At 53.5% G+C, this 24297-nt stretch carries 25 protein-coding genes and 1 tRNA gene; 1 reads left to right on the top strand and 25 read right to left on the bottom strand.

All coding sequences use genetic code 11. The features are described 5' to 3' along the window. Positions 1-4: 4 nt before the first annotated feature. From AC07O2_RS23820 to ypfJ, 24 genes are all read right to left on the bottom strand, one after another. A complete protein-coding gene (locus tag AC07O2_RS23820) occupies positions 5-472 on the bottom strand; it encodes a DUF1178 family protein (RefSeq protein WP_495234659.1) in 468 nt (155 codons plus the stop codon). 6 nt (positions 473-478) lie between these two features. Continuing rightward, positions 479-1078: an NUDIX domain-containing protein gene (locus tag AC07O2_RS23815; protein ID WP_495234658.1), complete on the bottom strand. Its 600-nt coding sequence runs from the start codon at positions 1076-1078 to the stop codon at positions 479-481. Positions 1079-1157: 79 nt separating this feature from the next. Beyond that, the gene (locus AC07O2_RS23810) at positions 1158-1460 is read right to left on the bottom strand and encodes a DUF2818 family protein (protein WP_495097315.1); all 303 of its coding nucleotides are present in this window, start codon (positions 1458-1460) and stop codon (positions 1158-1160) included. A 37-nt stretch (positions 1461-1497) separates the two neighbouring features. Further along, positions 1498-2985: an NADH-quinone oxidoreductase subunit NuoN gene (gene nuoN / locus AC07O2_RS23805; RefSeq protein ID WP_495103586.1), complete on the bottom strand. Its 1488-nt coding sequence runs from the start codon at positions 2983-2985 to the stop codon at positions 1498-1500. A 25-nt stretch (positions 2986-3010) separates the two neighbouring features. Further along, a complete protein-coding gene (locus tag AC07O2_RS23800) occupies positions 3011-4483 on the bottom strand; it encodes an NADH-quinone oxidoreductase subunit M (RefSeq protein WP_495097317.1) in 1473 nt (490 codons plus the stop codon). 12 nt (positions 4484-4495) lie between these two features. After that, on the bottom strand, positions 4496-6556 hold the full coding sequence (nuoL, locus tag AC07O2_RS23795; protein ID WP_495234657.1) for an NADH-quinone oxidoreductase subunit L: 2061 nt from the start codon (positions 6554-6556) through the stop codon (positions 4496-4498). A gap of 6 nt (positions 6557-6562) precedes the next feature. Then, a complete protein-coding gene (gene nuoK, locus AC07O2_RS23790; protein WP_490590185.1) occupies positions 6563-6871 on the bottom strand; it encodes an NADH-quinone oxidoreductase subunit NuoK in 309 nt (102 codons plus the stop codon). Then, the gene (locus tag AC07O2_RS23785) at positions 6871-7530 is read right to left on the bottom strand and encodes an NADH-quinone oxidoreductase subunit J (protein WP_495103583.1); all 660 of its coding nucleotides are present in this window, start codon (positions 7528-7530) and stop codon (positions 6871-6873) included. Before AC07O2_RS23785 ends, nuoK begins: the two co-directional genes overlap by 1 nt. Positions 7531-7578: 48 nt before the next feature. Further along, positions 7579-8091 carry an NADH-quinone oxidoreductase subunit NuoI gene (nuoI, locus tag AC07O2_RS23780; RefSeq protein WP_495234656.1) on the bottom strand — a complete coding sequence of 171 codons (513 nt, stop codon included), beginning with the start codon at positions 8089-8091 and terminating at the stop codon, positions 7579-7581. Between the two features lie 12 nt (positions 8092-8103). Continuing rightward, positions 8104-9186: an NADH-quinone oxidoreductase subunit NuoH gene (gene nuoH / locus AC07O2_RS23775; protein ID WP_495103581.1), complete on the bottom strand. Its 1083-nt coding sequence runs from the start codon at positions 9184-9186 to the stop codon at positions 8104-8106. Further along, a complete protein-coding gene (gene nuoG, locus AC07O2_RS23770; RefSeq protein ID WP_495234655.1) occupies positions 9183-11327 on the bottom strand; it encodes an NADH-quinone oxidoreductase subunit NuoG in 2145 nt (714 codons plus the stop codon). Before nuoG ends, nuoH begins: the two co-directional genes overlap by 4 nt. Positions 11328-11341: 14 nt before the next feature. Next, positions 11342-12694, bottom strand: coding sequence for an NADH-quinone oxidoreductase subunit NuoF (gene nuoF / locus AC07O2_RS23765; RefSeq protein ID WP_495234654.1), 1353 nt, complete (start codon positions 12692-12694; stop codon positions 11342-11344). Continuing rightward, positions 12694-13197, bottom strand: coding sequence for an NADH-quinone oxidoreductase subunit NuoE (gene nuoE, locus AC07O2_RS23760; protein WP_495234653.1), 504 nt, complete (start codon positions 13195-13197; stop codon positions 12694-12696). The genes nuoF and nuoE overlap by 1 nt, the downstream gene beginning before the upstream one ends. A gap of 7 nt (positions 13198-13204) precedes the next feature. Continuing rightward, on the bottom strand, positions 13205-14458 hold the full coding sequence (locus AC07O2_RS23755) for an NADH-quinone oxidoreductase subunit D (RefSeq protein ID WP_490590192.1): 1254 nt from the start codon (positions 14456-14458) through the stop codon (positions 13205-13207). Positions 14459-14472: 14 nt separating this feature from the next. After that, on the bottom strand, positions 14473-15081 hold the full coding sequence (locus AC07O2_RS23750; RefSeq protein ID WP_495234652.1) for an NADH-quinone oxidoreductase subunit C: 609 nt from the start codon (positions 15079-15081) through the stop codon (positions 14473-14475). 1 nt (position 15082) lies between these two features. Beyond that, positions 15083-15559, bottom strand: coding sequence for a NuoB/complex I 20 kDa subunit family protein (locus AC07O2_RS23745; RefSeq protein ID WP_495097327.1), 477 nt, complete (start codon positions 15557-15559; stop codon positions 15083-15085). A gap of 4 nt (positions 15560-15563) precedes the next feature. After that, entirely contained in the window at positions 15564-15923 is a 360-nt protein-coding gene (locus tag AC07O2_RS23740) for an NADH-quinone oxidoreductase subunit A (protein WP_495097328.1), read from the bottom strand. Positions 15924-15984: 61 nt separating this feature from the next. Continuing rightward, positions 15985-16069 (bottom strand) — tRNA-Leu (locus AC07O2_RS23735). A 116-nt stretch (positions 16070-16185) separates the two neighbouring features. Continuing rightward, positions 16186-16575 carry a preprotein translocase subunit SecG gene (gene secG, locus AC07O2_RS23730; RefSeq protein ID WP_495097329.1) on the bottom strand — a complete coding sequence of 130 codons (390 nt, stop codon included), beginning with the start codon at positions 16573-16575 and terminating at the stop codon, positions 16186-16188. A 37-nt stretch (positions 16576-16612) separates the two neighbouring features. Continuing rightward, positions 16613-17356: a triose-phosphate isomerase gene (gene tpiA, locus AC07O2_RS23725; protein ID WP_495097330.1), complete on the bottom strand. Its 744-nt coding sequence runs from the start codon at positions 17354-17356 to the stop codon at positions 16613-16615. 4 nt (positions 17357-17360) lie between these two features. Then, positions 17361-18368, bottom strand: a complete 1008-nt coding sequence (locus AC07O2_RS23720) for an NAD(P)H-quinone oxidoreductase (RefSeq protein WP_495234651.1) — start codon at positions 18366-18368, stop codon at positions 17361-17363. 72 nt (positions 18369-18440) lie between these two features. Continuing rightward, a complete protein-coding gene (gene pnp, locus AC07O2_RS23715) occupies positions 18441-20570 on the bottom strand; it encodes a polyribonucleotide nucleotidyltransferase (RefSeq protein WP_495103574.1) in 2130 nt (709 codons plus the stop codon). Positions 20571-20835: 265 nt separating this feature from the next. Next, complete coding sequence (gene rpsO / locus AC07O2_RS23710) at positions 20836-21102, bottom strand: 30S ribosomal protein S15 (RefSeq protein WP_495097333.1); 267 nt, start codon at positions 21100-21102, stop codon at positions 20836-20838. 137 nt (positions 21103-21239) lie between these two features. Next, positions 21240-22121 carry a KPN_02809 family neutral zinc metallopeptidase gene (ypfJ, locus tag AC07O2_RS23705; RefSeq protein WP_495097334.1) on the bottom strand — a complete coding sequence of 294 codons (882 nt, stop codon included), beginning with the start codon at positions 22119-22121 and terminating at the stop codon, positions 21240-21242. A gap of 167 nt (positions 22122-22288) precedes the next feature. Here ypfJ and AC07O2_RS23700 point away from each other — a divergent pair, with 167 nt between their 5' ends. After that, positions 22289-23482 (top strand): adenylate/guanylate cyclase domain-containing protein, encoded by a 1194-nt coding sequence (locus AC07O2_RS23700; protein ID WP_495234650.1) that lies wholly within the window; start codon positions 22289-22291, stop codon positions 23480-23482. Here AC07O2_RS23700 and AC07O2_RS23695 read toward each other — a convergent pair. Beyond that, positions 23479-24297, bottom strand: a complete 819-nt coding sequence (locus tag AC07O2_RS23695) for a M55 family metallopeptidase (protein ID WP_495234649.1) — start codon at positions 24295-24297, stop codon at positions 23479-23481. The two genes, AC07O2_RS23700 and AC07O2_RS23695, sit on opposite strands and share 4 nt — an antisense overlap.

Raw genomic sequence — 24297 nt, 5'->3', positions numbered from 1 at the left:
GGTATTACTGCAAACGGCCTTTGAAGCCGGCAGGGATGGGCAAAGGCAATACGTCTATGCCCTCGTCCAGCAATGCCTCTGTTTCTTCAGGCGAGGCCAGGCCGAGGATGTTGCGCGCCTCGCTCTCGCCGTAGTGCATTTTGCGCGCTTCTTCCGCAAACTGGGAGCCTACGTCTTCCGTGTTGTCCAGCACATGGCGCAGCAGCTTCATCCAGGCCACTTGGGGCTCAGACGCCGCCGGTAGAGCCACATCGGTGCCCGCAGCCTTTGCTGGCTCAGCCGAGTTGGCCGTCGGGGTTTGCGTCGCACCCAGATTCAAACGCGGCGCACTCAACATCTTGGTGATATGGGTGTCACCGCACAAAGGGCATTCCACCAGACCTCTGCCAAGCTGGCTCTGGAAATCGTCCTCCGAGCCAAACCAGCCTTCAAAGCTGTGCCGGTGCGCGCACTGAAGATCCAGAACTTTCATATGGACTCAGTCGACGGCCACCAACGCGTCGGCAGTCTGCCATTCCAGAGACCAGGCACCCGATGCCACGTTCTGCAACCACAGTGCAGCCGTCAGCGTTTTACCGTCTGTCACCCGACCATCGCAGCACCATTGCAACAGCTCGGGCAAGCTCGCCGTGAAAACATCCAGAAACTCACCAGCGTCCAGCTTGCGCTCGCCAAGGCTTAGCCCGCGCGCAAACCAGATGTCAATGAACTCTGTCGAATAAGCAATCACAGGGTGCAACTGGCCGGCATGGGCCCACTCTGTGGCGGTATAGCCAGTTTCTTCCAATAGCTCGCGCTGCGCACAGTTGAACGTGGATTCGCCTGCGTCCAACTTGCCCGCCGGGAATTCCACCATCACCCGCTGCAAGGGATAGCGGTACTGGCGCTCCAACACCAAACGTCCGTCGTCCAGCATGGGAATCACCATCACGGCGCCCGGGTGGTTCACATATTCACGCGTGGCGCTGCTGCCATCAGGCAGCCGAACCGTATCGCGAAAAGCATGCAAAAAGCGCCCGCGCAGCAACTCCTCGCTATCGGTCTTGTGCTCGATCAAATGCTGGTCGTTGGATGGCATAAGGGTGCAGCGGATAAGGTGGCAAAGAAAGAATCAGAAGAGCCCTGCTGCAGGCAGCAAGCCATCATGGCAGTGTGGCTCAGCGACTGTGCTTGAGCAGATAGCGGTAGACAAACCCTGGAAATGCGAGGGTCAAAAACAACGTTCCCGTGATGGCGTAAAACTCCCAGCCTTGGGATGCGATTTGTCCGGCGTGGTTCTCCAAAAACAAACCCAAACCGCCCACCAGCACATAGAGGAGCAGTAACTCGCCCAACCGAACGCCCAAGGATTTACCCCGGGACACGGATATCAAACCGAACAAACGTTGGCTCACAAAAGGCAAGTTGGCCGCACACAAGGCGGCCAACAAAACCAGCCAAACAGATACTGTTTGGGTCAACTCAATATCCAGCCAGCATAGGCAACATCCAAGCCACTCAAGTGCCCAGTGTCAACACGATGGAGCGTGCGCACAAGGCCATCAAACCACCAGGAACCAAGCCCAGCAACAGAACCAACGCGCCATTCAGAGTCAACACCGCGCGCACGTCCAACGGAGCAGATACCGTGCTGGCGGTAATGGGTGCGTCAAAGTACATCACCTTCACCACGCGCAAATAATAGAACGCGCCAATCAAGGACATGATCACGGCAAAAATTGCCAAAGCGATATAGCCGGTGTAGCCAGAGGCAATCAACGCTTGCAGCACCGAGAGTTTGGCGTAGAAGCCGACCATAGGAGGGATGCCAGCCATGGAGAACAAGCAGATGGCCATCACGGCGGCATACAAGGGACTGCGCTCATTCAAGCCAGCCAAATCAGAGATTTCTTCGCTTTCAAAGCCTTCGCGAGCCAGCAGCAAGATCACACCGAAGCCAGCCAGGGTGGTCAATACATAACTCACGACATAAAACATCGATGAGCTGTAAGCATTCGCGGCAGACAAGGTGTCGCCATTGACCACACCAGACAACAGACCCAATAAGACAAAGCCCATTTGAGAGATGGTGGAATAAGCCAACATGCGCTTCAGATTGGTTTGGGCCACGGCAGCCAGGTTACCCACCAGCAGGGAGCCGATAGACAACACCACCAGCATCTGTTGCCAATCTATCGCCAGAGGCAGCATGCCCTCTACCAACAGGCGGATCACGATGCCGAATGCGGCCAGCTTGGGAGCACCACCGACCATCAAGGTCACCGCCGTGGGAGCGCCTTGGTAAACGTCTGGAATCCACATATGGAAAGGCACAACGCCGAGTTTGAACGCCAGACCGGCAACCACAAATACCAGACCAAACACCAGCACCTGGTGCTTAACTTGCCCGGAAGCAATCACCTTGAATGCCTGGCCCACCTCCAGGGTTCCTGTTGCGCCGTACATCATGGACAAGCCGTATAGCAAGAAGCCAGATGCCAGCGCGCCCAACACAAAGTACTTCATGGCGGCCTCGCTAGCAGTAGCGTTGTCGCGGCGCAAAGCCACTAGCGCATAACTGGACAAAGTGAGCAGCTCCAGGCCCATGTAGATGACCAAGAAGTTGTTGCCCGAAATCATCACAGACATGCCCAACAGCGCAAACAGGCTAAGGGTGAACATTTCACCACCGCGCAGCATGTCACGATCGGCCGCATAAGGACGGCCATATACCAAGGTCACCATGACCGCAACCGTTGCAAAACATTTCAGCCAGTTGCCCATGGGGTCGCTGACCACCATATTGCCAAAGCCGTACAGCGTGGTATTGCCGCTGGCGTAGGAACCCTGCAGGAATGCAACGAAGGCCAGCGTGGCCATCGTCAAGATATAAGTTCCGGTTCTACGAGGGCTTTTCACACCCAAGTCGACCAAGGCAATAACACAGGTCATCGCCAACAAAATAATCTCTGGATAAACCGTAATCCAACTGATTGTGTCAATCATCTTATCGTTCTCAATTCAGTGGTGTTTACAACTTGGAAATCGCAACATGCTTGATCAAATCGGCAACCGAAGCGTCCATCACGTCGGTAAACGGTTTGGGATAAATCCCCATGGCGAGAACAGCAATTGCCAACAGCGCCAGCATCAAAAACTCCCGGGCATTGATATCCGTAAGTTCCTTGACATCGTCATTGGCCACGGGTCCGAGATACACCCGTTTAAACATCCACAAGGTATATGCAGCACCAAAAATCAATGCGGTCGCCGCGCCAAAACCGATCCAGAAGTTGAACTTGATGGCACCCAAAATAACCATCCACTCACCCACAAAGCCCGCAGTGCCCGGCAAACCACAATTTGCCATGGCAAACAACAATGCAAACGCAGCAAACTTGGGCATGGTATTGATTACACCGCCGTAGCTTGCAATTTCACGTGAATGCACACGGTCATACAGTACGCCAATGGACAAGAACATAGCAGCCGACACAAAGCCGTGCGCAATCATCTGAACCAAAGCGCCCGAAATACCCAAGTCATTGAATATGAAGAAACCCAAGGTCACGAAACCCATGTGAGCGACGGATGAATACGCAACGAGCTTCTTCATGTCCTGCTGCACCATCGCAACCAAGCCGACGTAAATCACAGCGATCAAGGAGAAAGCGATCAACAACCAAGCCCATTGGTGAGCCGCATCGGGCGCAATGGGAAGTGAGAAACGCAGGAACCCGTATGCGCCCAGCTTGAGCATGATCGCAGCCAAGACGGCCGAACCACCGGTAGGTGCCTCCACGTGCACATCCGGCAACCAGGTATGTACAGGCCACATGGGAACCTTGACGGCAAATGCAGCAAGAAAAGCAAAGAACAACAAGGTCTGCGTGCGGCTATCCAAGCGCAGCTGGTGCCAGGTAGCGATATCAAAGCTACCACCTGACTTCACGTACAAGAAAATCAATGCAACCAGCATCAGCAAAGAGCCTAGCAGGGTGTACAGAAAGAACTTGAAGGCTGCGTATATCTTGTTTGGACCACCCCAGATTCCGATGATCAAGTACATCGGAATCAGAGTGGCTTCAAAGAATACGTAGAACAAAATCCCGTCGAGCGCACAAAACACACCGATCATCAATCCACTCAGGATCATGAAAGCGCCCATGTACTGGTTAACGCGGCGGGTAATAACCTCCCATCCAGCGATAACCACAACCACGTTGATAAACGCGGTCAAGATCACAAACCATACAGAAATGCCATCCACACCTAGGTGGTAGAAGACATTGAAGCGCTCAATCCAGCTTGCCTTTTCCACGAACTGCATAGCCGATGTCCCAAGTTGAAAACCTTGGTAAATCGGCAATGTGACTAGAAAACTCAGCAATGCACCAATCAGTGCAATCCAACGCACAGCCCGAGCATGCTCATCACGCCCCAGGGCCAAAAGTACAACGCCAAAGAATATAGGTATCCAAATAGCTAGGCTCAACAGTCCCATTTTTCTTTTCCCTTATTTGACGAGCCGGACCAAAGCCATAAACTGATCGTGCCAGACGAAATATGTCATCAATACAAAGACACCGGCAATCATGGCAAAGGCATAGTGGTAGATAAAACCGGTCTGCACCCAACGTACCAAGCCAGATACCCAGCCCACAATTTTCCAGGAACCATTGACCACAGCCCCGTCGATGATCACGCGGTCACCCACCTTCCACAGCAATGAGCCCAACAAACGCGCTCCACGAGCCAATACGTTTTCATTAAACCAATCCAGGTAATATTTGTTTTCAAGCAGCGTGTAAATTGGCTGGCAAGCACGCTTAATGGTCGCTGGCACGGCAGGATTGACCATGTACATGTAATAAGCAACCACCACACCGGCCAAGGCCAATATGAAAGGCAGGGAAGTCAGCGCGTGTAAGGCCATCGCCATAGGACCATGGAAACCTTTGGCCAACTCTTCCATTGCCGGATGACGCTCCGCATCTACAAAAATAGCACCCTTGAAGAAATCACCAAACAACATCGGATCAATCGTCATCCATCCCAAAATTACAGATGGAATAGCCAATAGAACCAATGGCAAAGTCACCACCCAAGGAGATTCATGGGGTGTATGCGCCTCATGGTGACCGTGGTGGTCGGCATGATCATCATGGTGACCATGATGGGCATCTGGATTTTGATCGAAACGCTCTTTGCCATGGAAGACCAGGAAGTAGAGACGGAAGGAATAAAACGCCGTCACAAACACGCCGGCCAACACAGCAAATGAAGCAAAACCTGCACCGGGCAAATGGCTCTCTTGCACAGCTTCAATGATGCTGTCTTTTGAGTAAAAGCCGGAAAATAACGGAGTTCCGATCAGCGCCAAAGAGCCCAGCAACGAAGTAATCCACGTAATTGGCATGTAGCGACGCAGACCGCCCATCCAACGAATGTCCTGGTTGTGGTGAACGCCCATGATGACCGAACCAGCAGCCAAAAACAGTAGTGCCTTGAAGAAAGCATGGGTCATCAAATGAAACACGGCGACCGAATAGGCCGAAGCACCCAGTGCGACAGTCATGTAGCCGAGTTGCGACAACGTTGAATACGCCACAACGCGCTTGATGTCGTTCTGAATAATGCCAAGGAACCCCATAAACAGCGCAGTAATAGCGCCGATGACCATAATGAAATTGAGCGCGGTATCGCTCAATTCAAACAGTGGAGACATGCGAGCGACCATGAAAATACCAGCGGTAACCATCGTCGCAGCATGAATCAATGCAGAAATAGGAGTCGGGCCTTCCATAGAGTCCGGCAGCCAAACATGCAAAGGAAACTGTGCGGACTTACCCATGGCACCAATGAACAAGCAAATGCAAATTACTGTAACCAGCATCCACTCAGTACCAGGGAACACAAGCTTGCTCAACTCATCGGCCTTCCCAAAAGCCTCTGCGTAATTCAAAGTACCAGCATAGGCAGCAATCAGACCAATGCCGAGAATGAAGCCGAAGTCACCTACACGGTTAACCAAAAATGCCTTCATATTGGCAAAAATGGCAGTAGGCCGGTTAAACCAGAAACCAATCAACAAATAAGACACTAGGCCCACCGCTTCCCAGCCAAAGAATAGCTGAAGCATGTTATTGCTCATCACCAACATCAACATGGAGAATGTGAATAACGAGATGTAGGCAAAAAATCGGTTATAGCCTTCATCTTCCTCCATGTACCCGATGGTATAGATGTGCACCATGAGAGACACAAAAGTCACCACACACATCATCATCGCGGTCAGACCATCGACAAGAAATCCGACCTCCATGTGCAACCCACCAACCACCATCCAGGTGTAGAGAGTTTCACTAAAACGAGCTCCATCCAAAATAACGCTTTTGAGCGTCATAGCCGACAAGATGAAGGCAACGAATACGCCCAAGATCGTCAGACTATGGCTAGCGCGGCGACCAATTAAATTGCCACCAAATGCGGTACCAAAAATACCGGCCAGAAGAGCTCCTGCAAGTGGGGCCAGTGGAACTGCAAGAAGAGTAGAAGCGGTAAGGGTTTGAGTCATTTCTTATTAACCCTTGAGCGCATTGAGTTCATCCACATTGATGTTGGACTTATTACGGAAGAGAAGCACCAGAATAGCCAGACCAATAGCCGATTCAGCAGCAGCCACCGTCAGAATAAAAAACACAAATATTTGCCCACGCATATCATTCAGATAGTACGAGAAAGCCACGAAGTTCATGTTCACAGCCAAAAGCATCAGCTCAATTGCCATCAACAAAACGATAAGGTTCTTTCGATTTAGAAAGATGCCAATAACCGACAGGGCAAACAAGATTGCCCCCAGCGACAAAAAGTGACCTAGCGTTAACGTCATTATTTTTTCTCCACGCTCGCAACGACGGCCGCCGCCACCTCAGCTTGAACAGGTTGCGTCACCTTCATCTTGATAATTTCTACGCGATCACGCGCCTTCACGCGAACCTGATCAGATGGGCTGGCATGCTTACTATCCTTGCGCTGACGCAAGGTAAGTGCAATTGCAGCCACAATCGCCACCAGCAAAATAACCGCGGCTATTTCCAAGGGATACAAGTACTCGGTATACAACAGCTTCCCCAACTCTTTGGTATTAGAAAACTGAGGTACTACAGGTACTAAAGCAGCAGAATTGCGAGCCTCCTCCGTTAAACGGAATCCCCCCATCAACACTGCCGCCATCTCCAAAGCGATCAAAGCGCCAATAGCGGCTGCAAATGGGAAATGTTTCCAAAAGCCTTGTCGCATGGAATCGATATTGATATCCAACATCATCACGACAAAGAGAAACAACACCATCACGGCGCCGACATACACCAGCACCAAGGCTATGGCTAGAAACTCAGCTTTGAGCAAAATCCAAATCGCCGCAGCCTGGAAAAACGCCAATACGAGGTAAAGCGCTGCGTATACAGGGTTGCGCGACGTAATGACACGAAACCCAGCGAACAACAACACCGCTGAGAAAAAGTAAAAAAGGCCAGTCTTAACGTCCATGGATCGATTCTTGTTTTATAGGATCAAAAGGATTGCGATCAGAGGATATCAACGGTATTTGGCATCTGCAGCACGGGCAGCTGCAATTTCCTTCTCATACCGATCACCAACGGCCAGCAACATATCTTTGGTGAAATAGAGATCACCACGCTTTTCACCGTGATACTCAAAAACATGGGTTTCCACGATTGAATCGACGGGGCAACTCTCTTCACAAAAGCCACAAAAAATACATTTGGTCAGATCAATGTCATAGCGGCTGGTACGACGCGAACCATCAGCACGCACATCAGACTCAATTGTGATGGCCATTGCTGGACACACTGCCTCGCATAGTTTGCAGGCGATGCAACGCTCTTCACCATTTTCGTAACGACGCAAAGCGTGCAGACCGCGAAAGCGCGGCGATATGGGCGTCTTTTCCTCTGGAAATTGCACAGTAATCTTGCGCCGGAAGGCATGCTTTCCTGTAAGCGCCAAACCTTTAAAAAGCTCCACCAGCATAAAACTGGAAAGGAAATCTTTCAGTGAAAAGGCGGAAGAAGCCAATGTAGAAGACATGAATGACTCTCTTTACTTCCAGATATTTAACGACGTTTGCATCCACGCACCCACAACAACCAGCCACACCAAGGTAATTGGTATGAAAATCTTCCAACCTAAGCGCATGATTTGGTCATAACGAAACCGTGGGAAGCTGGCACGTACCCATAGAAACATAGTGACGACCGCAAATGTCTTGATGCCCAACCAAATCCAGCCTGGAATAAGATTGAACAACGCACCGTCAATCGGAGAGAGCCATCCCCCCAAGAACATGATTACGGTCAAGATAGAAACCAGCCACATATTGGCGTACTCGGCCAAGAAGAACATGGCAAAGCTCATCCCAGAGTACTCCACCATATGGCCTGCAACAATTTCAGACTCTCCCTCGACCACGTCAAAAGGATGTCGATTTGTCTCAGCCAAACCGGAAATGAAATACACAATAAACACCGGCAACAAAGGCAGCCAATTCCATGAGAGGAATGTCAGGCCCTTGTCTGCAAACATACCCTTAGCCTGCCCCAACACAATGTCGGTCATATTCAAGCTGCCAGATACCATCAACACAATTACGAAACAGAAACCCATAGCGATTTCATAGCTCACCATCTGCGCAGAAGCACGTAGTGCGCCTAAAAAAGCATACTTGGAATTGGATGCCCAGCCGGCAATAATGACGCCATACACCTCCAGAGATGTAATTGCCATCAAAAACAGTAAACCTGCATTGATATTGGACAGCGCAACTTCAGGACCGAATGGGACCACCGCCCAAGCTGCCAAGGCCGGCATGATCGTCATAATCGGACCCAAGAAAAATAGCCCCTTATTTGCTACCGAGGGAAGAATAATTTCTTTGGTGAGCAGCTTCAGTGCATCTGCAATAGGTTGCAGTAACCCCAGAGGACCGACGCGATTAGGACCAATACGAATTTGGGTCCAGCCGATTGCCTTACGTTCCCACAAAGTAAGGTAAGCCACACATCCCATCAACGGCAGCAACACCGCAACGATCTTGATAAGCGTCCAGATAACAGGCCATGCACCAGCAGCCCACCAGTTTGCAGCAACCAGCCCCTGGCCAAAACCGAATATCGAATCGATCATGCCGTCACCTCATTCACGCTGGATGCACGACGACCATCCGCAGTAAGCTGCAATGACGTAGCGCGGCGCACAATACCGTCTAATTGGTAAAGGCTTGCAACGGACGGTGTAGCTACATTTGCAGAACTCAGATCCACGTTTGCCTGGGTTTTATTGCTCAGCATATCGACAGAAACACTTGCAGCACCAAGAAAACCCGTTGTCGCCAAGACATCCTGTGATGACTCGAAGTCAAAACCAGGAACCTTCAACAGGTTCGCCAATACACGCAAAACCTTCCATCCTGGTCGAGTTTCAGCCAACGGCCGAACCACCGCATGAAAACCTTGGATACGGCCTTCGGCATTCACAAAAGTACCTGCCGTCTCAGAAAATGGCGCAATAGGCAAAAGCACATCGCTGAACGCCAAGTTGGCCTTGAACGGACTTAACGTAACCACCATTTCAGCTTTAGCCAGAGCCGATGCTGCATTAGCACCAGCTGCAGAATCAAACTCTGGCTCCGTATTCAAAAGCAGAACCGCCTTCAAAGCACCATTCAGCATGATCTGAGCGTTTAATCCGCCTTGCCCAGGAAGTGCATTGACCAATTGCGCACCCACGGTATTTGCTGCTTCCGTCAGATAACCAATAGAAGCACCAGTTTGCTCAGCAATCCAATTTGCCAAAGCAAGAATACTGGAAGCCTTGGCGTGATGTGCTGCAGCATTACCCAGCAACACAGCTTTTCTATCCCCCCCCAACAGAGACTTGGCAATTGCAATCGCAACCGCGGTTGCCTCACCCTTTGCAGGCGGAGCAACACCCTTTTCCGATGCAATTGCTACAGCAACATCAGCCAGAACCTGAACCCATTGCGCAACTGGCACCAGCGTGGAATAAGCCAAAGGCATGGCCCACGCGTCGGGCTGAGCCAACTCAACTTCAGAATTGATAACACTCACAGCACAACCTTTGCGCGCCGCCTGGCGAATGCGTTGTGCAAATAAGGGATGATCCTTGCGCAGATTGGATCCCACCACCAGGACACGTTGCAACTGACACAGACTTGCAATGGAAGTGCCCAGATAACGTACACCTTCGTTTGGAGCAAACTCAGCATTACGCATGCGATAGTCAATATTTTCACTACCCAAACCGCGTACCAACGCACCAGCAAGAACCAGTTCCTCAAGAGTACTGTGCGGGCTCACCAAAGCACCAATGGATGCAGCGCCGTGCTGTTCCTTGATCTGCTGCAGGCCATTAGCAACATATTCAAGTGCGGTTTGCCAATCTACCGACTTCCACTCCCCGCCCTGCTTCAGCATAGGCGTAGTAAGACGCTCGGTACTATTCAATGCCTCATAGGAAAAACGATCGCGATCAGCAATCCAGCATTCATTTACCGCTTCGTTTTCCAGCGGCACAACACGCATAACCTTATTGTTTTTAACTTGCACAACAAGATTTGCGCCCGTAGAGTCATGCGGGCTTACTGATTTGCGGCGTGACAACTCCCAGGTACGAGCGCTGTAACGAAAGGGCTTGCTAGTCAACGCACCGACAGGGCAAATATCGATCATATTGCCCGACAACTCTGAATCCACAGTCTCGCCCAGCACTGTCGTGATCTCGGAATGCTCGCCCCGATGGATCATTCCAAGCTCCATCACACCTGCAACCTCTTGGCCAAAGCGCACGCAACGCGTGCAATGTATGCAACGGCTCATCTCCTCCATCGAGATCAAGGGACCCACATCCTTGTGGAAGACAACCCGTTTTTCTTCCTCGTAACGAGAAGAAGAACCGCCATAACCCACGGCCAAATCCTGCAATTGGCATTCACCACCCTGATCGCAAATAGGGCAATCCAAGGGATGGTTGATCAGCAAAAACTCCATCACGGACTGCTGGGCCTTAATTGCCTTGTCGCTCTTAGTGCGAACAATCATTCCTTGTGTGACAGGCGTAGCACATGCAGGCATGGGCTTGGGAGCCTTTTCCACATCCACCAAGCACATACGGCAGTTGGCCGCAATACTTAACTTCTTGTGATAACAAAAATGCGGAATATAAGTTCCCGCCTTTTCAGCAGCATGCATAACCATGCTGCCTTCGACGATTTCCACCTTTTTGCCGTCGAGCTCGATTTCTACCATGTACTTTCCCTTGATCAGGCGTGCGCTGCAGCCTGTGGATTCTTGTTTTGGATCAACGCCTCGAACTCTGGGCGGAAATGCTTGATCATGGCCCGCACGGGCATGGCAGCAGCATCACCCAGCGCACAAATCGTGCGACCTTGGATGTTGTCGGCCACCGAGTTCAGCAGGTCTAAGTCGGTCACCCTGCCCTCCCCTCGCCATATGCGGTCGATCACACGCCACATCCATCCGGTACCTTCCCGGCACGGCGTGCACTGACCGCAGGACTCATGCGAATAGAAGTAAGACAAGCGCAGCAAGCTTTCCACCATACTGCGAGAGTCATCCATCACAATCACGGCGCCAGAACCCAGCATCGAACCTGCTTTGGCAATGGAGTCATAGTCCATGGTGCACTGCATCATGATGTCTGCAGGCAGCACAGGCGCAGAAGATCCGCCAGGAATCACGGCCTTCAAACTACGGCCTTTGCGAACGCCACCCGCCAATTCCAGCAATTTGGAAAATGGCGTTCCCATTGGAATTTCGTAATTGCCAGGACGCTCTACATCGCCACTCACAGAGTAGATCTTAGTGCCGCCATTGTTAGGCTTACCACATTCCAAATAGGCTTGACCACCATTGCGGATGATCCAGGGAACGGCCGCAAAGGTTTCTGTATTGTTGATGGTCGTAGGCTTTCCATACAAGCCAAAACTTGCAGGGAATGGAGGTTTGAAACGCGGTTGTCCCTTCTTACCTTCCAAGGACTCCAGTAACGCTGTTTCTTCTCCGCAGATATAGGCACCGAAGCCATGTGAAGCATGCAGTTGGAAAGAGTAGTTACTTCCCAAAATATTGTTGCCTAAAAGCCCCACACTGCGCGCCTCTTCAAGCGCCTCTTCGAAGCGCTCGTAGGTCCCAAAAATTTCACCGTGGATATAGTTGTACCCAACAGAGATACCCATTGCATACGCAGCAATCGCCATACCTTCAATCACGATATGAGGGTTATATTGCATGATGTCGCGGTCTTTGCAGGTCCCAGGTTCACCCTCATCTGAGTTGCACACCAGGTATTTCTGCCCCGGAAATTGGCGTGGCATGAAGCTCCACTTCAACCCCGTGGGGAAACCTGCCCCACCTCGGCCACGTAACGCGGACTCCTTGACTGTCGCAATCACCTGATCCTGGGTCAGACCTTCACCACCGTCTTTTCCCAAAATCTTGCGCAACGCCTGGTATCCACCGCGTGCTTCATAGTCCTTCAAACGCCAATTACTACCATCCAGATTTGCAAAAATCTGGGGATTAATATGCCGATCATGGAAACAGGTTTGAACACCTGTAGCCTTGAACTGAGAAAGGATTTGTTCAGCAGACATTACTTCGCCTCCACTGGCAACGCACTGGATGCACGCAATCCATCCACCAACTGATCCAACTTCTCGTTGCTCATAAAGCTGCACATAGTACGGTCGTTCACCAAAATGACCGGAGAATCTGCACACGCGCCCAGACATTCACTTTGCTGCAGAGTAAACAAGCCGTCAGGGGTTGTTTCATTCATAGCAATACCCAACTTGTGCTCAAGATGCTTCAATGCCTTGGCACCATCTCGCAACTGACAGGGCAAATTAGTGCACACGTTGAGCTTGAAGCGGCCTGTCGGCACTTGGTTGTACATGTTGTAGAAGGTCGTCACTTCATGCACGGCAATCTGCGGCATATCCAGATATTCGGCTACGACCTTCTCACTTTCAGCGCTTACATAGCCAAGCTCTTGCTGAACAATAGAAAGGCAAGCCATTACAGCGGATTGTTTTTGATCAGACGGAAACTTCGCCACTTCGCGGGCGAAACGAGATTTTGTTGCTTCAGAAATCATGTGTGCATCACCTGTCAATTTCGCCGAACACAATGTCCATCGTGCCGATCACAGCAACAGCATCGGCAATCATGTGCCCGCGAGACAACTCATCCATTGCAGCCAAGTGCGCAAAACCGGGTGCACGAATCTTCAGCCGATAAGGCTTGTTGGCACCATCGCTAACCAAGTAAATACCAAATTCACCCTTAGGATGCTCCACGGCGGCATACGCCTCACCCATCGGTACGTGGAAACCCTCCGTGAAAAGCTTGAAATGGTGGATCAACTCCTCCATATTCGCCTTCATAGACTCACGTGCAGGCGCAGCAACTTTGTGGTTGTCAGTAATAACCGGACCAGGATTCACACGTAACCAATCTACGCATTGCTTGATGATCCGGTTTGATTCGCGCATTTCCTGGACTCGAACCAGGTAACGGTCATAACAATCCCCCGTCTTACCAACAGGAATATCAAACTCGACCTTGTCATAAGCATCGTAAGGTTGTTTTTTACGCAAGTCCCATGCAACACCAGAGCCTCTCAGCATTGCGCCCGAGAAACCTAGGTTTAAAGCACGCTCGGGAGTCACCACCGCAATGCCAACCGTACGCTGCTTCCAGATACGATTTTCCGTCAGCAAGGTTTCGTATTCATCAACGCACTTTGGGAATCTGGCGCAAAAATCGTCAATGAAATCGAGCAAACTGCCCTGGCGATTTTCATTCAACTTTGCCATGGTCTTCGCATTTTTGATGCGACTGGCCTTGTATTGCGGCATGGTGTCCGGCAGATCACGGTACACACCGCCTGGACGGAAGTAAGCCGCATGCATACGCGCACCACTCACCGCCTCGTACATATCAAACAGATCTTCACGCTCGCGGAAGCAATAGATCAGTACGTTCATCGCTCCACAGTCTAGGCCGTGCGCACCCAACCACAGCAGATGGTTCAATAAACGGGTGATCTCCGCAAACATCACGCGGATGTATTGCGCACGCAGCGGCACATCAATGCCCATCATTTTTTCGATGGCAAGACAGTAAGCCTGCTCATTCGCCATCATTGACACATAGTCAAGACGGTCCATATAGGGCAGCGACTGGATAAAAGTCTTGGATTCGGCCAACTTTTCAGTGGCGCGGTGCAACAAACCGATATGCGGATCCGCGCGCTGAATAACCTCGCCATCCAACTCCAAAACCAAACGTAAAACGCCGTGCGCGGCCGGATGTTGGGGCCCAAAATTGAGCGTGTAATTCTTGATTTCAGCCATGAGCTATCCTGCGCTTAATGCAAGCCACCATAGTTGTCTTCCCGGATGATGCGCGGGGTAATTTCCCGCGGCTCAATAGAAACCGTTTGATAGACAACACGTTTCTGCTCCGGGTCGTAGCGCATTTCGACATGCCCCGAAGTTGGAAAATCTTTGCGGAAAGGGTGACCGATAAAGCCATAGTCCGTAAGGATCCGACGCAAATCGTTGTGACCCTCAAAGAGAATGCCAAAAAGATCAAATGCCTCGCGCTCAAACCAGTTGGCTGAATTCCAGACTGCATCAACAGAATCCACCAAAGGGAAATCATCGTCGGCGCAAAACACCTTCAGTCGCAAACGCTGGTTCAAACTAACCGATAGAAGTTGCAACACAACGCCATACCGTGGACCGTCATACTCGCCATCACGAAATGAAGAGTAATCCAATCCACACAGATCCATCAGTTGCTCGAACTTGCAACCTTGTGCGTCACGCAGCAGCAGCGCCACCGCCGCGTAGTCGGCTGGCGCCACAACCACCTCAACCTCGCCCAACGCAATGGTGACCTGGCGCGCTCGATCCCCGAGCACATTTTCAATAATTTCTTTAAGCGCCTGGGGCTGAACAGCGTATGCAGTCATCTCAAGCCCTCGCAATCGTATTGGTGCGCCGAATCTTTTGTTGCAACTGAATCACACCGTACAACAAGGCTTCAGCGGTGGGTGGACAACCAGGCACATAGACATCGACAGGCACAATGCGATCACAACCACGCACTACCGAATAACTATAGTGGTAGTAACCACCGCCATTGGCGCATGAGCCCATGGAAAGAACCCAGCGCGGCTCCGGCATCTGGTCATAGACCTTGCGCAGGGCCGGTGCCATCTTGTTGCACAACGTGCCTGCAACAATCATCAAATCGCTTTGACGTGGACTGGGGCGAAACAACATACCAAATCGATCCAAGTCGTATCGCGCCGCGCCCGCATGCATCATTTCGACAGCACAGCAAGCCAAACCGAACGTCATGGGCCATAGCGACCCCGTCTTAGCCCAGTTCACCACCGAGTCATAAGACGTGGTGACGAACCCTTCTTTCATGACACCTTCAATCATCTTATTACTCCCAATCCAGGGCGCCTTTTTTCCACTCGTAGACAAAGCCAACGACCAGAATGCCCAGAAAAATTATGACGGCCCAAAAACCAACCACACCGACCTCCTTCAGCGCTACCGCCCAAGGAAACAGAAAGGCAATTTCCAGATCGAACAATATGAAAAGAATGGCAACGAGGTAATAGCGCACATCGAACTTCATGCGCGCGTCTTCGAAAGCCTCAAAGCCGCATTCGTAAGGGGAGTTCTTGGCCCCATCAGGACGATTGGGCCCAAAGATATGACCAAGCACTTGGGGCGCTACACCGACCCCCACTCCAACCAAGATGAACAAAAGGACTGGGAGGTATTGGTCGAGGTTCATCTTGAAATTTCTATCACCGCTAAAACCTGTCAAACCTTGCTGGCTTGACAGGCCTTTTTGTTGGTGCCGTCGGCGAGACTCGAACTCGCACAGCTTTCGCCACTACCCCCTCAAGATAGCGTGTCTACCAATTTCACCACGACGGCGGTTTCTCTGTACAGATGGCATGAGGAGCCTTGCGGCTTTTGGCTTTCAGTACAGCAATAGAGTTTACCCGAAACACCCCTCCATTTCAGAGTGCACTCGGTAAATTCAACACAGATTATTTCGTCGGAATTTGACCGGCACCAGAGCTCGGCACAACAGCTGCAGCAGGCTCATTTTTTGCTCCAGCAGCAACACCAGAAGCTGCCGCATCGGGCGCAGCGGCGCCGGCAGCCGGGCGATCCAAAACACTACCCGAACTCACGGGACGCGCACCATTGAAATACGCCAGAGCCAAGGTACACGCAAAAAACACCGCAGCCAAAATGCCTGTAGTGCGAGAGAGGAAATTGGCGCTTCCGCTGGCACCAAAGAGACTGCCAGAACTACCGCTACCAAAAGCCGCACCCATATCAGCGCCCTTGCCATGCTGAACCAGGATCAGACCAATCATGCCAACCGCCGCCAGCATCTGTACCGCCAACAGAAGGGTCAATAAAAAATTCATTTGGAACTCCTAAATCTAAGCTATTAATATTGATTAACTATTGAGCAGCTGCAACGATAGTCAGAAAATCAGCAACTTTGAGCGAGGCACCGCCCACCAAGCCACCATCGATATCCGCCTGGGACAGCAAATTCGCCGCATTGGCAGCATTCATGCTGCCGCCATACAGAATAGGGATGAGATCGGCATGGCTGCTAGCCGCCCGAAGCTGAGCACGCAACAACGCATGCACTTGCTGAGCCTGCTCTGGCGTAGCGGTCTTGCCGGTACCGATAGCCCATACAGGCTCATAGGCCAGCACAATTTCGCTAATGCAATGGCCATTGGCATGGATCACAGCCGCAAGCTGGCGCTTCACAACCTCTTCGGTTTTACCCGCTTCACGCTCAGCCAGGGTTTCACCCACACATACGATCGGCGTAACACCATTGGCTAGTGCGCACTGGGTTTTTGCCGCAACTACCTCGTCTGTTTCTCCATGGTATTGACGGCGCTCCGAATGACCAACGATGGCGTAACGCACGCCAAACTCCTTGAGCATAGCGGGTGACAGCTCGCCGGTGTAAGCACCTGACGCATGCTGGGAAACATCCTGCGCTCCCAAAAAAATAGCACTAGATGCAAGCAAGGTCTGCGCCTGAGACCAATATGGCGCGGGGACGCAAACCGCGACCCCACAAGTCGACGCAGCCACACCTGCAGTCAATCCTTCCAACAGTGCCTGGTTAGCGGCCAGGCTACCGTTCATTTTCCAGTTACCAACAATCAGTTTTTTCTTCATAAAACTACCAAGTCAAAATGATTTTCCCAACATGCTGGTTCGACTCCATCAAGGTGTGTGCCTGAGCCGCCCCAGTCCATCCTGCCTTGTCACCAACAGCAGCAAACACCTTATGAATCACCGGCTTGATCGCCCCGACCTCCAACAGAGGCCATACACGACTCTTCAATGCGGTTGCAATTTCTGCCTTGAAGACCACGGAACGGGGACGCAAGGTCGAACCGGTAATGGTCAAACGCTTACGCAACACCAGCCCCGCATTGAACTCACTCTTGACCCCGCCCTGGACCGCAATAATCACCAAACGACCATCTTCGGCCAAGCACTGGATTTCGCGCGCTACATAACCTCCAGCAACCATGTCCAACACCACGTCCACACCAGCGCCACCAAATATCCTTTGGATGTCCTCGACGAAATCATGGGTTTTGTAGTTGATCGCATGGTCAGCCCCCAGCGCCAGACAAGCAGCACATTTCTCAGCACTCCCCGCCGTCACAACAACCGTGGCCCCCATGGCCTTGGCCAGCTGGATGGCCGTTACACCAATGCCACTGCTACCGCCCTGTACCAGCAAGACCTCACCTTTTTGCAAACGAGCTCTGTCGAAAACATTGCTCCAAACGGTAAAAAACGTTTCAGGCAATGAGGCTGCCTCGACGTCAGTCAATCCAGCAGGAACCGGCAGACATTGGGCAATGGGCGCCACACACATCTCCGCATAACCGCCGCCAGCGACCAAAGCACAGACCCGATCACCAACAGCAAAGCCCGCCTCGGCCATAGCCAGCAGGTCACCCGCCTCCACGACGCCAGCGACCTCCAGGCCCGGGATATCCGAAGCACCGTCCGGTACAGGGTAATGGCCCGTGCGCTGCAATACATCCGGTCGGTTGACGCCACTGGCAGCCACACGAATCAGCAACTCACCCGCCTTGGGGACGGGCACAGGCCGATCCACCAGACGCAAAACGTCAGGTGAACCATAGGCTTGGATCTCGATAGCCTTCATCACGGCGTTAATACAGGGAAGGCCCCACCTCCGGCAGGTGGCCGCATTGGAATACGACCACCACACACCAGATCAGTGCTGGGCTTCTGGGTTATAGGCAGCAGGCGCCGGACGGTCCAACAAAGCCTTCATGGACAGCTTGATGCGGCCTTTTTCATCCGTTTCCATCACCTTAACCTTGATGATCTGGCCTTCGGTCAGATAGTCAGACACCTTTTCCACACGCTCGTGGGCGATCTGGCTGATGTGCAGCAAACCATCCTTGCCAGGCAGCAAATTAACCAGCGCACCAAAGTCCAAAATCTTGGTGATCGGGCCTTCGTAAACCTTGCCGATTTCCACTTCGGCCGTGATCTGCTCGATGCGGCGCTTGGCTTCTTCGGCCTTGGCTGGATCGCTGGAAGCAATGGTAATGGTGCCGTCTTCTTCGATGTTGATCTGGGTGCCGGTTTCTTCGGTCAGCGCACGAATCACCGCTCCACCCTTGCCGATCACGTCACGGATTTTTTCCGGATTGATCTTCATGGTGAACAGACGTGGCGCGAAGGTCGACACTTCGGTCTTGGCTTCCGACATCGCATCCATCATCTTGCCCAGGATGTGCAGGCGAGCCTCCTTGGCTTGCGCCAGCGCAACCTGCATGATTTCCTTGGTGATGCCCTGGATCTTGATGTCCATCTGCAGCGCGGTGATACCGTTGGTGGTACCGGCCACCTTGAAGTCCATATCGCCCAGGTGATCTTCATCACCCAAAATATCGGTCAGCACGGCGAAACGGTTGCCGTCCTTGATCAGGCCCATGGCAATACCGGCCACGTGGGCTTTCATCGGCACGCCAGCGTCCATCAGCGACAGGCAGCCGCCGCAGACCGAAGCCATCGACGACGAACCGTTCGATTCGGTGATTTCCGACACCACGCGCATGGTGTAGGGGAAGTCTTCCTTGCTCGGCAGCACAGCGACCAGAGCGCGCTTGGCCAGACGGCCGTGGCCGATTTCGCGGCGTTTCGGCGTGCCCACGCGACCGGTTTCGCCGGTGGCAAACGGAGGCATGTTGTAGTGCAACATGAAGCGGTCTTCGTACTCACCGGCCAAAGCATCGATACGCTGTGCATCGCGCTCAGTGCCCAGCGTGGTGACGACCAACGCCTGGGTTTCACCGCGAGTGAACAAGGCCGAGCCATGGGTGCGGGGCAACACGCTGTTGCGAATTTCAATCGCACGCACGGTACGCGTGTCACGGCCATCGATGCGGGGCTCGCCAGCCAGAATCTGGCTGCGCACGATCTTGGCCTCGATGTCGAACAGCATACCTTCCACAGCAACGCTGTCGAAAGCCGCGCCATCGGCCTTCAAGGCGGCCATGACTTCGGCGTACGCAGCGCGGCAGGCCTGGGTACGAGCTTGTTTGTTACGGATTTGGTAGGCAGCGTTCAGCTTGTCACCGGCCAATGCGCCGACCTTGGCGATCAGCGGCTCATCCTTGGCAGGCGCCTTCCAGTCCCACACAGGCTTACCAGCGTCACGCACCAGTTCATGGATGGCGTTGATGGCGATATTGCCCTGCTCATGGCCAAACACCACAGCGCCCAGCATGATTTCTTCGCTGAGTTGCATGGCTTCGGACTCCACCATCAGCACAGCAGCTTCGGTGCCCGCCACGACCAGATCCATGATGGAGTCTTTACGAGCCGTCTGACCTGGATTCAACACATATTCGCCGTTGACGTAACCCACGCGGGCCGCACCAATCGGGCCGCTGAATGGCACACCACTGACGGACAAAGCCGCGCTGGTAGCGATCAAGGCAGCAATATCAGCATCCACTTCAGGATTCAACGACAGGGTGTGCACGACCACGTGCACTTCATTGAAGAAACCTTCAGGGAACAGCGGGCGGATCGGGCGGTCGATCAGGCGGCTGGTCAGGGTTTCGAACTCACTGGGGCGGCCTTCACGCTTGAAAAAGCTGCCGGGGATCTTGCCCGCAGCGTAGGTCTTTTCCAGGTAATCCACTGTCAGCGGGAAGAAATCCTGGCCGGCTTTGCCTTCAGTTTTGGCAACCACCGTGGCCAACACCACGGTGCCATCCATATCCAGCAGCACGGCGCCGCTGGATTGGCGAGCGATTTCGCCAGTTTCCATGGTGACGGTATGGCTACCCCATTGGAAGGTCTTAGTTACTTTTTTGAACATGGTCATCTTTGGTCTCCTGGAAGAAAAACAGAACCCGAGGGGTCTATCCTTGGATCGCGGCCGTTTGCAAGGCCGGCTTGTGACAACAACCCAACCCGGGCTGAAAAGGCCAGAGAACCTCAGCTATACGATGCCATTCCATAACAACCAGCTACATGGCTCTTATGGAATGACACAGCGCGTACTCTGCGGTTGGACTCTGGGGGCAAAAACAAACAAAAACGCCTGAGCTAGTGAACTAACTCAGGCGCTTATGCATTGGGTATCCGACTTACTTACGCAGACCGAGCTTAGCAATCAAAGCTGCGTAACGGTCATGATCCTTGGCGTTCAGGTAATCCAACAGCTTGCGGCGACGGCTCACCATACGCAGCAGACCGCGACGACCATGGTGGTCCTTGGCGTGGGTCTTGAAGTGAGGGGTCAGTTCGTTGATGCGAGCGGTCAGCAGTGCAACTTGCACTTCTGGGCTGCCGGTGTCCGTTGCGCTACGTGCGTTGGCCTTGACAACTTCGGCCTTGATAGAGGATGCGATCATGTGTATATCCGTTGTGTTTAACTTGCGTTGGTAGATGGAATTTCAGCCAACGTGCGCCTTGCAGGATGCAAAGCCTTCAAATTATAGCGCGTAACGCACAACAGGCCTGCACCGGGGCTACCAAAGGCCGTCAAACATCACAACTGGCGGACGCTGAAGGTATCGCAGGACTTCACTGCGCCGGTCTGTAAACCCGTGCTGAACCACCGCTGGCGTTGGGCACTGGTGCCATGGGTGAAGCTATCTGGCACCACTTCGCCGCCGTTGGCGCGCTGCAGAGCGTCGTCACCGATCTTGGATGCAGCATTCATCGCCGACTCGATATCTCCATCTTCCAGCATTTTGCGGGCATCCCGCGCGTGGTGGGCCCATACTCCAGCAAAACAATCGGCTTGCAATTCCAGGCGCACGCTCAGGGCGTTGTATTGGACTTGGCTAACTTTGCCACGCGCCTGGTCCATCTTTTCGCTGATGCCCAGCAGGTTTTGCACGTGGTGCCCCACTTCGTGGGCGATCACATAGGCCTGGGCAAACTCCCCCGGAGCGCCCAGCCGGGTGCGCAGGGTTTCATAGAAAGCCAGATCGATATACACCTTTTGGTCGCCCGGGCAGTAAAACGGCCCCATGGCCGTCTGCCCCTTGCCGCAGGCCGTAGGCGTTGCGTTGCGAAACAGCACCAGCTTGGGCGCAATGTAGTGGTTGCCGTTCTTACTGAAGACCTCGGTCCAGACGTCCTCGGTATCGGCCAGCACCACGGATACGAACTTAGCCATCTGGTCGTCCTTGGGTGGGCGGTGGGCTGGCACCTGCTGCACTTGGCCAGACGGTGTACCACCGCCACTGAGCAGTCCCAAGATGGTCAAGGGATTCACCCCCAGGACCCAGCCGCCCAGCAGGGCAATCACAATCGTGCCAATACCAATGCTGCGGCCGCCCAGCATGCCACCGCCGGAACCGCCATCGCCGGCGTCGCGGCGGTCTTCCACGTTATCGGACTCGCGGTTGCCTTCCCATTTCATACGCTATCTCCATGTTTCGGAGCACGATGGTACCGTGCGGGTAGCAATGCGATTTACACGCGATGTACGATTCTTCCGCGCAGCCATGTTTACACAAACAATTCGACAGACAGTGGTTTTCTAGAAAACGCTCCATGAACATATTGGGATTCACTGAAAAGCCAACCGTGCTAGTCATAGACGACACCGCGGACAACCTCACCCTGATGGCCGCATTGCTAAAGGACAGCTACCGGGTGAAGGTAGTGAACCATGGCGAAAAAGGCCTGGCCATCGCCGCCTCGAACACACCACCAGACCTGATACTGCTGGACATCATGATGCCCCAGATCGACGGCTACGAGGTATGCCGCCGGCTCAAGGCCAACCCAGCCACGCGCAACATACCGGTGATATTTCTTACGGCCAAGTCGGATGACGAGGCCGAAGAAAAAGGCTTCGAGCTGGGTGCGGTGGACTACATCACCAAGCCCATCTGCCCGCCCATCCTGCTGGCCCGCGTGCACAACCATATTGCACTGAATGTGCGTACGGCCATGCTGCATTCACTGTCACAGAAGCTGTCTCGCTACCTGTCGCCCCAGGTCTACAAATCGATTTTTGAGGGTGCCCAAGATGTGTCCATCCAGGCGGTGCGCAAGAAGCTGACCATCTTCTTTTCGGACATCAAGGACTTCACCCAAACTGCCGAAGGCATGCAGCCTGAGGACCTGACTTACTTTCTGAACAGCTATTTCTCAGAAATGTCGAAGATTGCGCTGGAGCATGGAGCCACCATCGACAAATTCGTGGGCGACGCGATGCTGATCTTTTTCGGCGACCCCGAGACCCGTGGCGTACAGGAAGACGCCTTGCAGTGTGTGCGCATGGCGGTTGCCATGCAGCGGCGCATGCATGCGCTGCGCGACATCTGGCGCGACAAGGGCTACAGCCACCCGTTCCAGGTGCGCATTGGCATCAACACCGGCTTTTGCCACGTGGGCAACTTCGGCAGCGAACAACGCATGGACTACACCGTCATAGGTAACGAAGTCAACCTCGCCGCCCGCCTGGAGCAAAACGGCGAGCCAGACAACGTCATGCTGTCGTACGAAACCTATGCGCTGGTGAAAGACGAATTTGAGGCCGAAGAACGCGAACCGATCGCAGCAAAGGGCATTTCGCATGAAATCCGCTGCTTTGTATTGCGCGACATAGCCCCGACACAAAGTGCAGCGGACGCACTGCACCAGCGCTATCCCGGGCTGCGCTTGGCCGTGGACCTGGAAAAGCTCGACGCAGAGAGCCGCGAGCGTGCCGTACAAGACCTACAGAGCGCCATCGACAGCATCCGCCAATTACCCCCCTCCACTCCCGTCTAACGCAGCATGGCCGACATGGCCGACAAGCTGTTCAGCGTGCGCACCACATGCTGCACACTGGGGCCGGTGAACTCGAGAGTGACGCCATCCACCCGCTCGATACCGGGCAAAACGGCAAACAGGTCGGTCAGGCCCGGGCCCTGGGTCTGCAAACGGCACTGCACCGGAGCGTCCACTGTGCGCACAGGCGGTATATGTACACCGGCCACCGCTTCGCGCGCCGCCGTCTCGATGGCCCCGCAGGCCGCCGACGGCGACAAGGACACTCCACTTGCGTGCCCCTGGGCGGTTTTGGTCACCACGAAGCGTGCGCCCGGAAACAGCGGCTCGGTCTCGGCCTTGAACACGTCGTCACCGCTGGCCAGCAGCACGGGCACGCCCTGCTCTGCCGCAAGCGCACCGTATAGGCCAGCCTCACCCAGCTCCTGGCCCTGCAGCCAGACGCGCGCAAACGCAAAGCTGTTGATGGTGTGCGCCAACACACCGCGGCTTTGCGAACGCGCGTGGTAGCCCACCATGAACACGCCGTCGCAGCCCTGCTCCAGCCCCCCCATCATGCCCAGCACACGCGGCTTGCCCAGCACCACCTGGGCGCGCGGGTCCAATAGGTCGGGCAGCAGGTTGCGGAAGCCGCCGTGCGAATCGTTCACCAGCACCGTGGTCGCGCCGCCTGCAAAAGCGCCGCGTATCGCCGCATTCGCCTCCTCGGTCATCAAACGGCGGGCCCGCTCGTACTCGGTATTGCCGGCACGGGTCTGCTCGGCGTGGAATACGCCGGCCACGCCCTCGATATCTACTGAAATCAAAATTCTCAT

The sequence above is a fragment of the Rhodoferax sp. GW821-FHT10B06 genome, from assembly GCF_059415605.1.
This window is presented reverse-complemented; position numbering and strand designations above follow the sequence as displayed.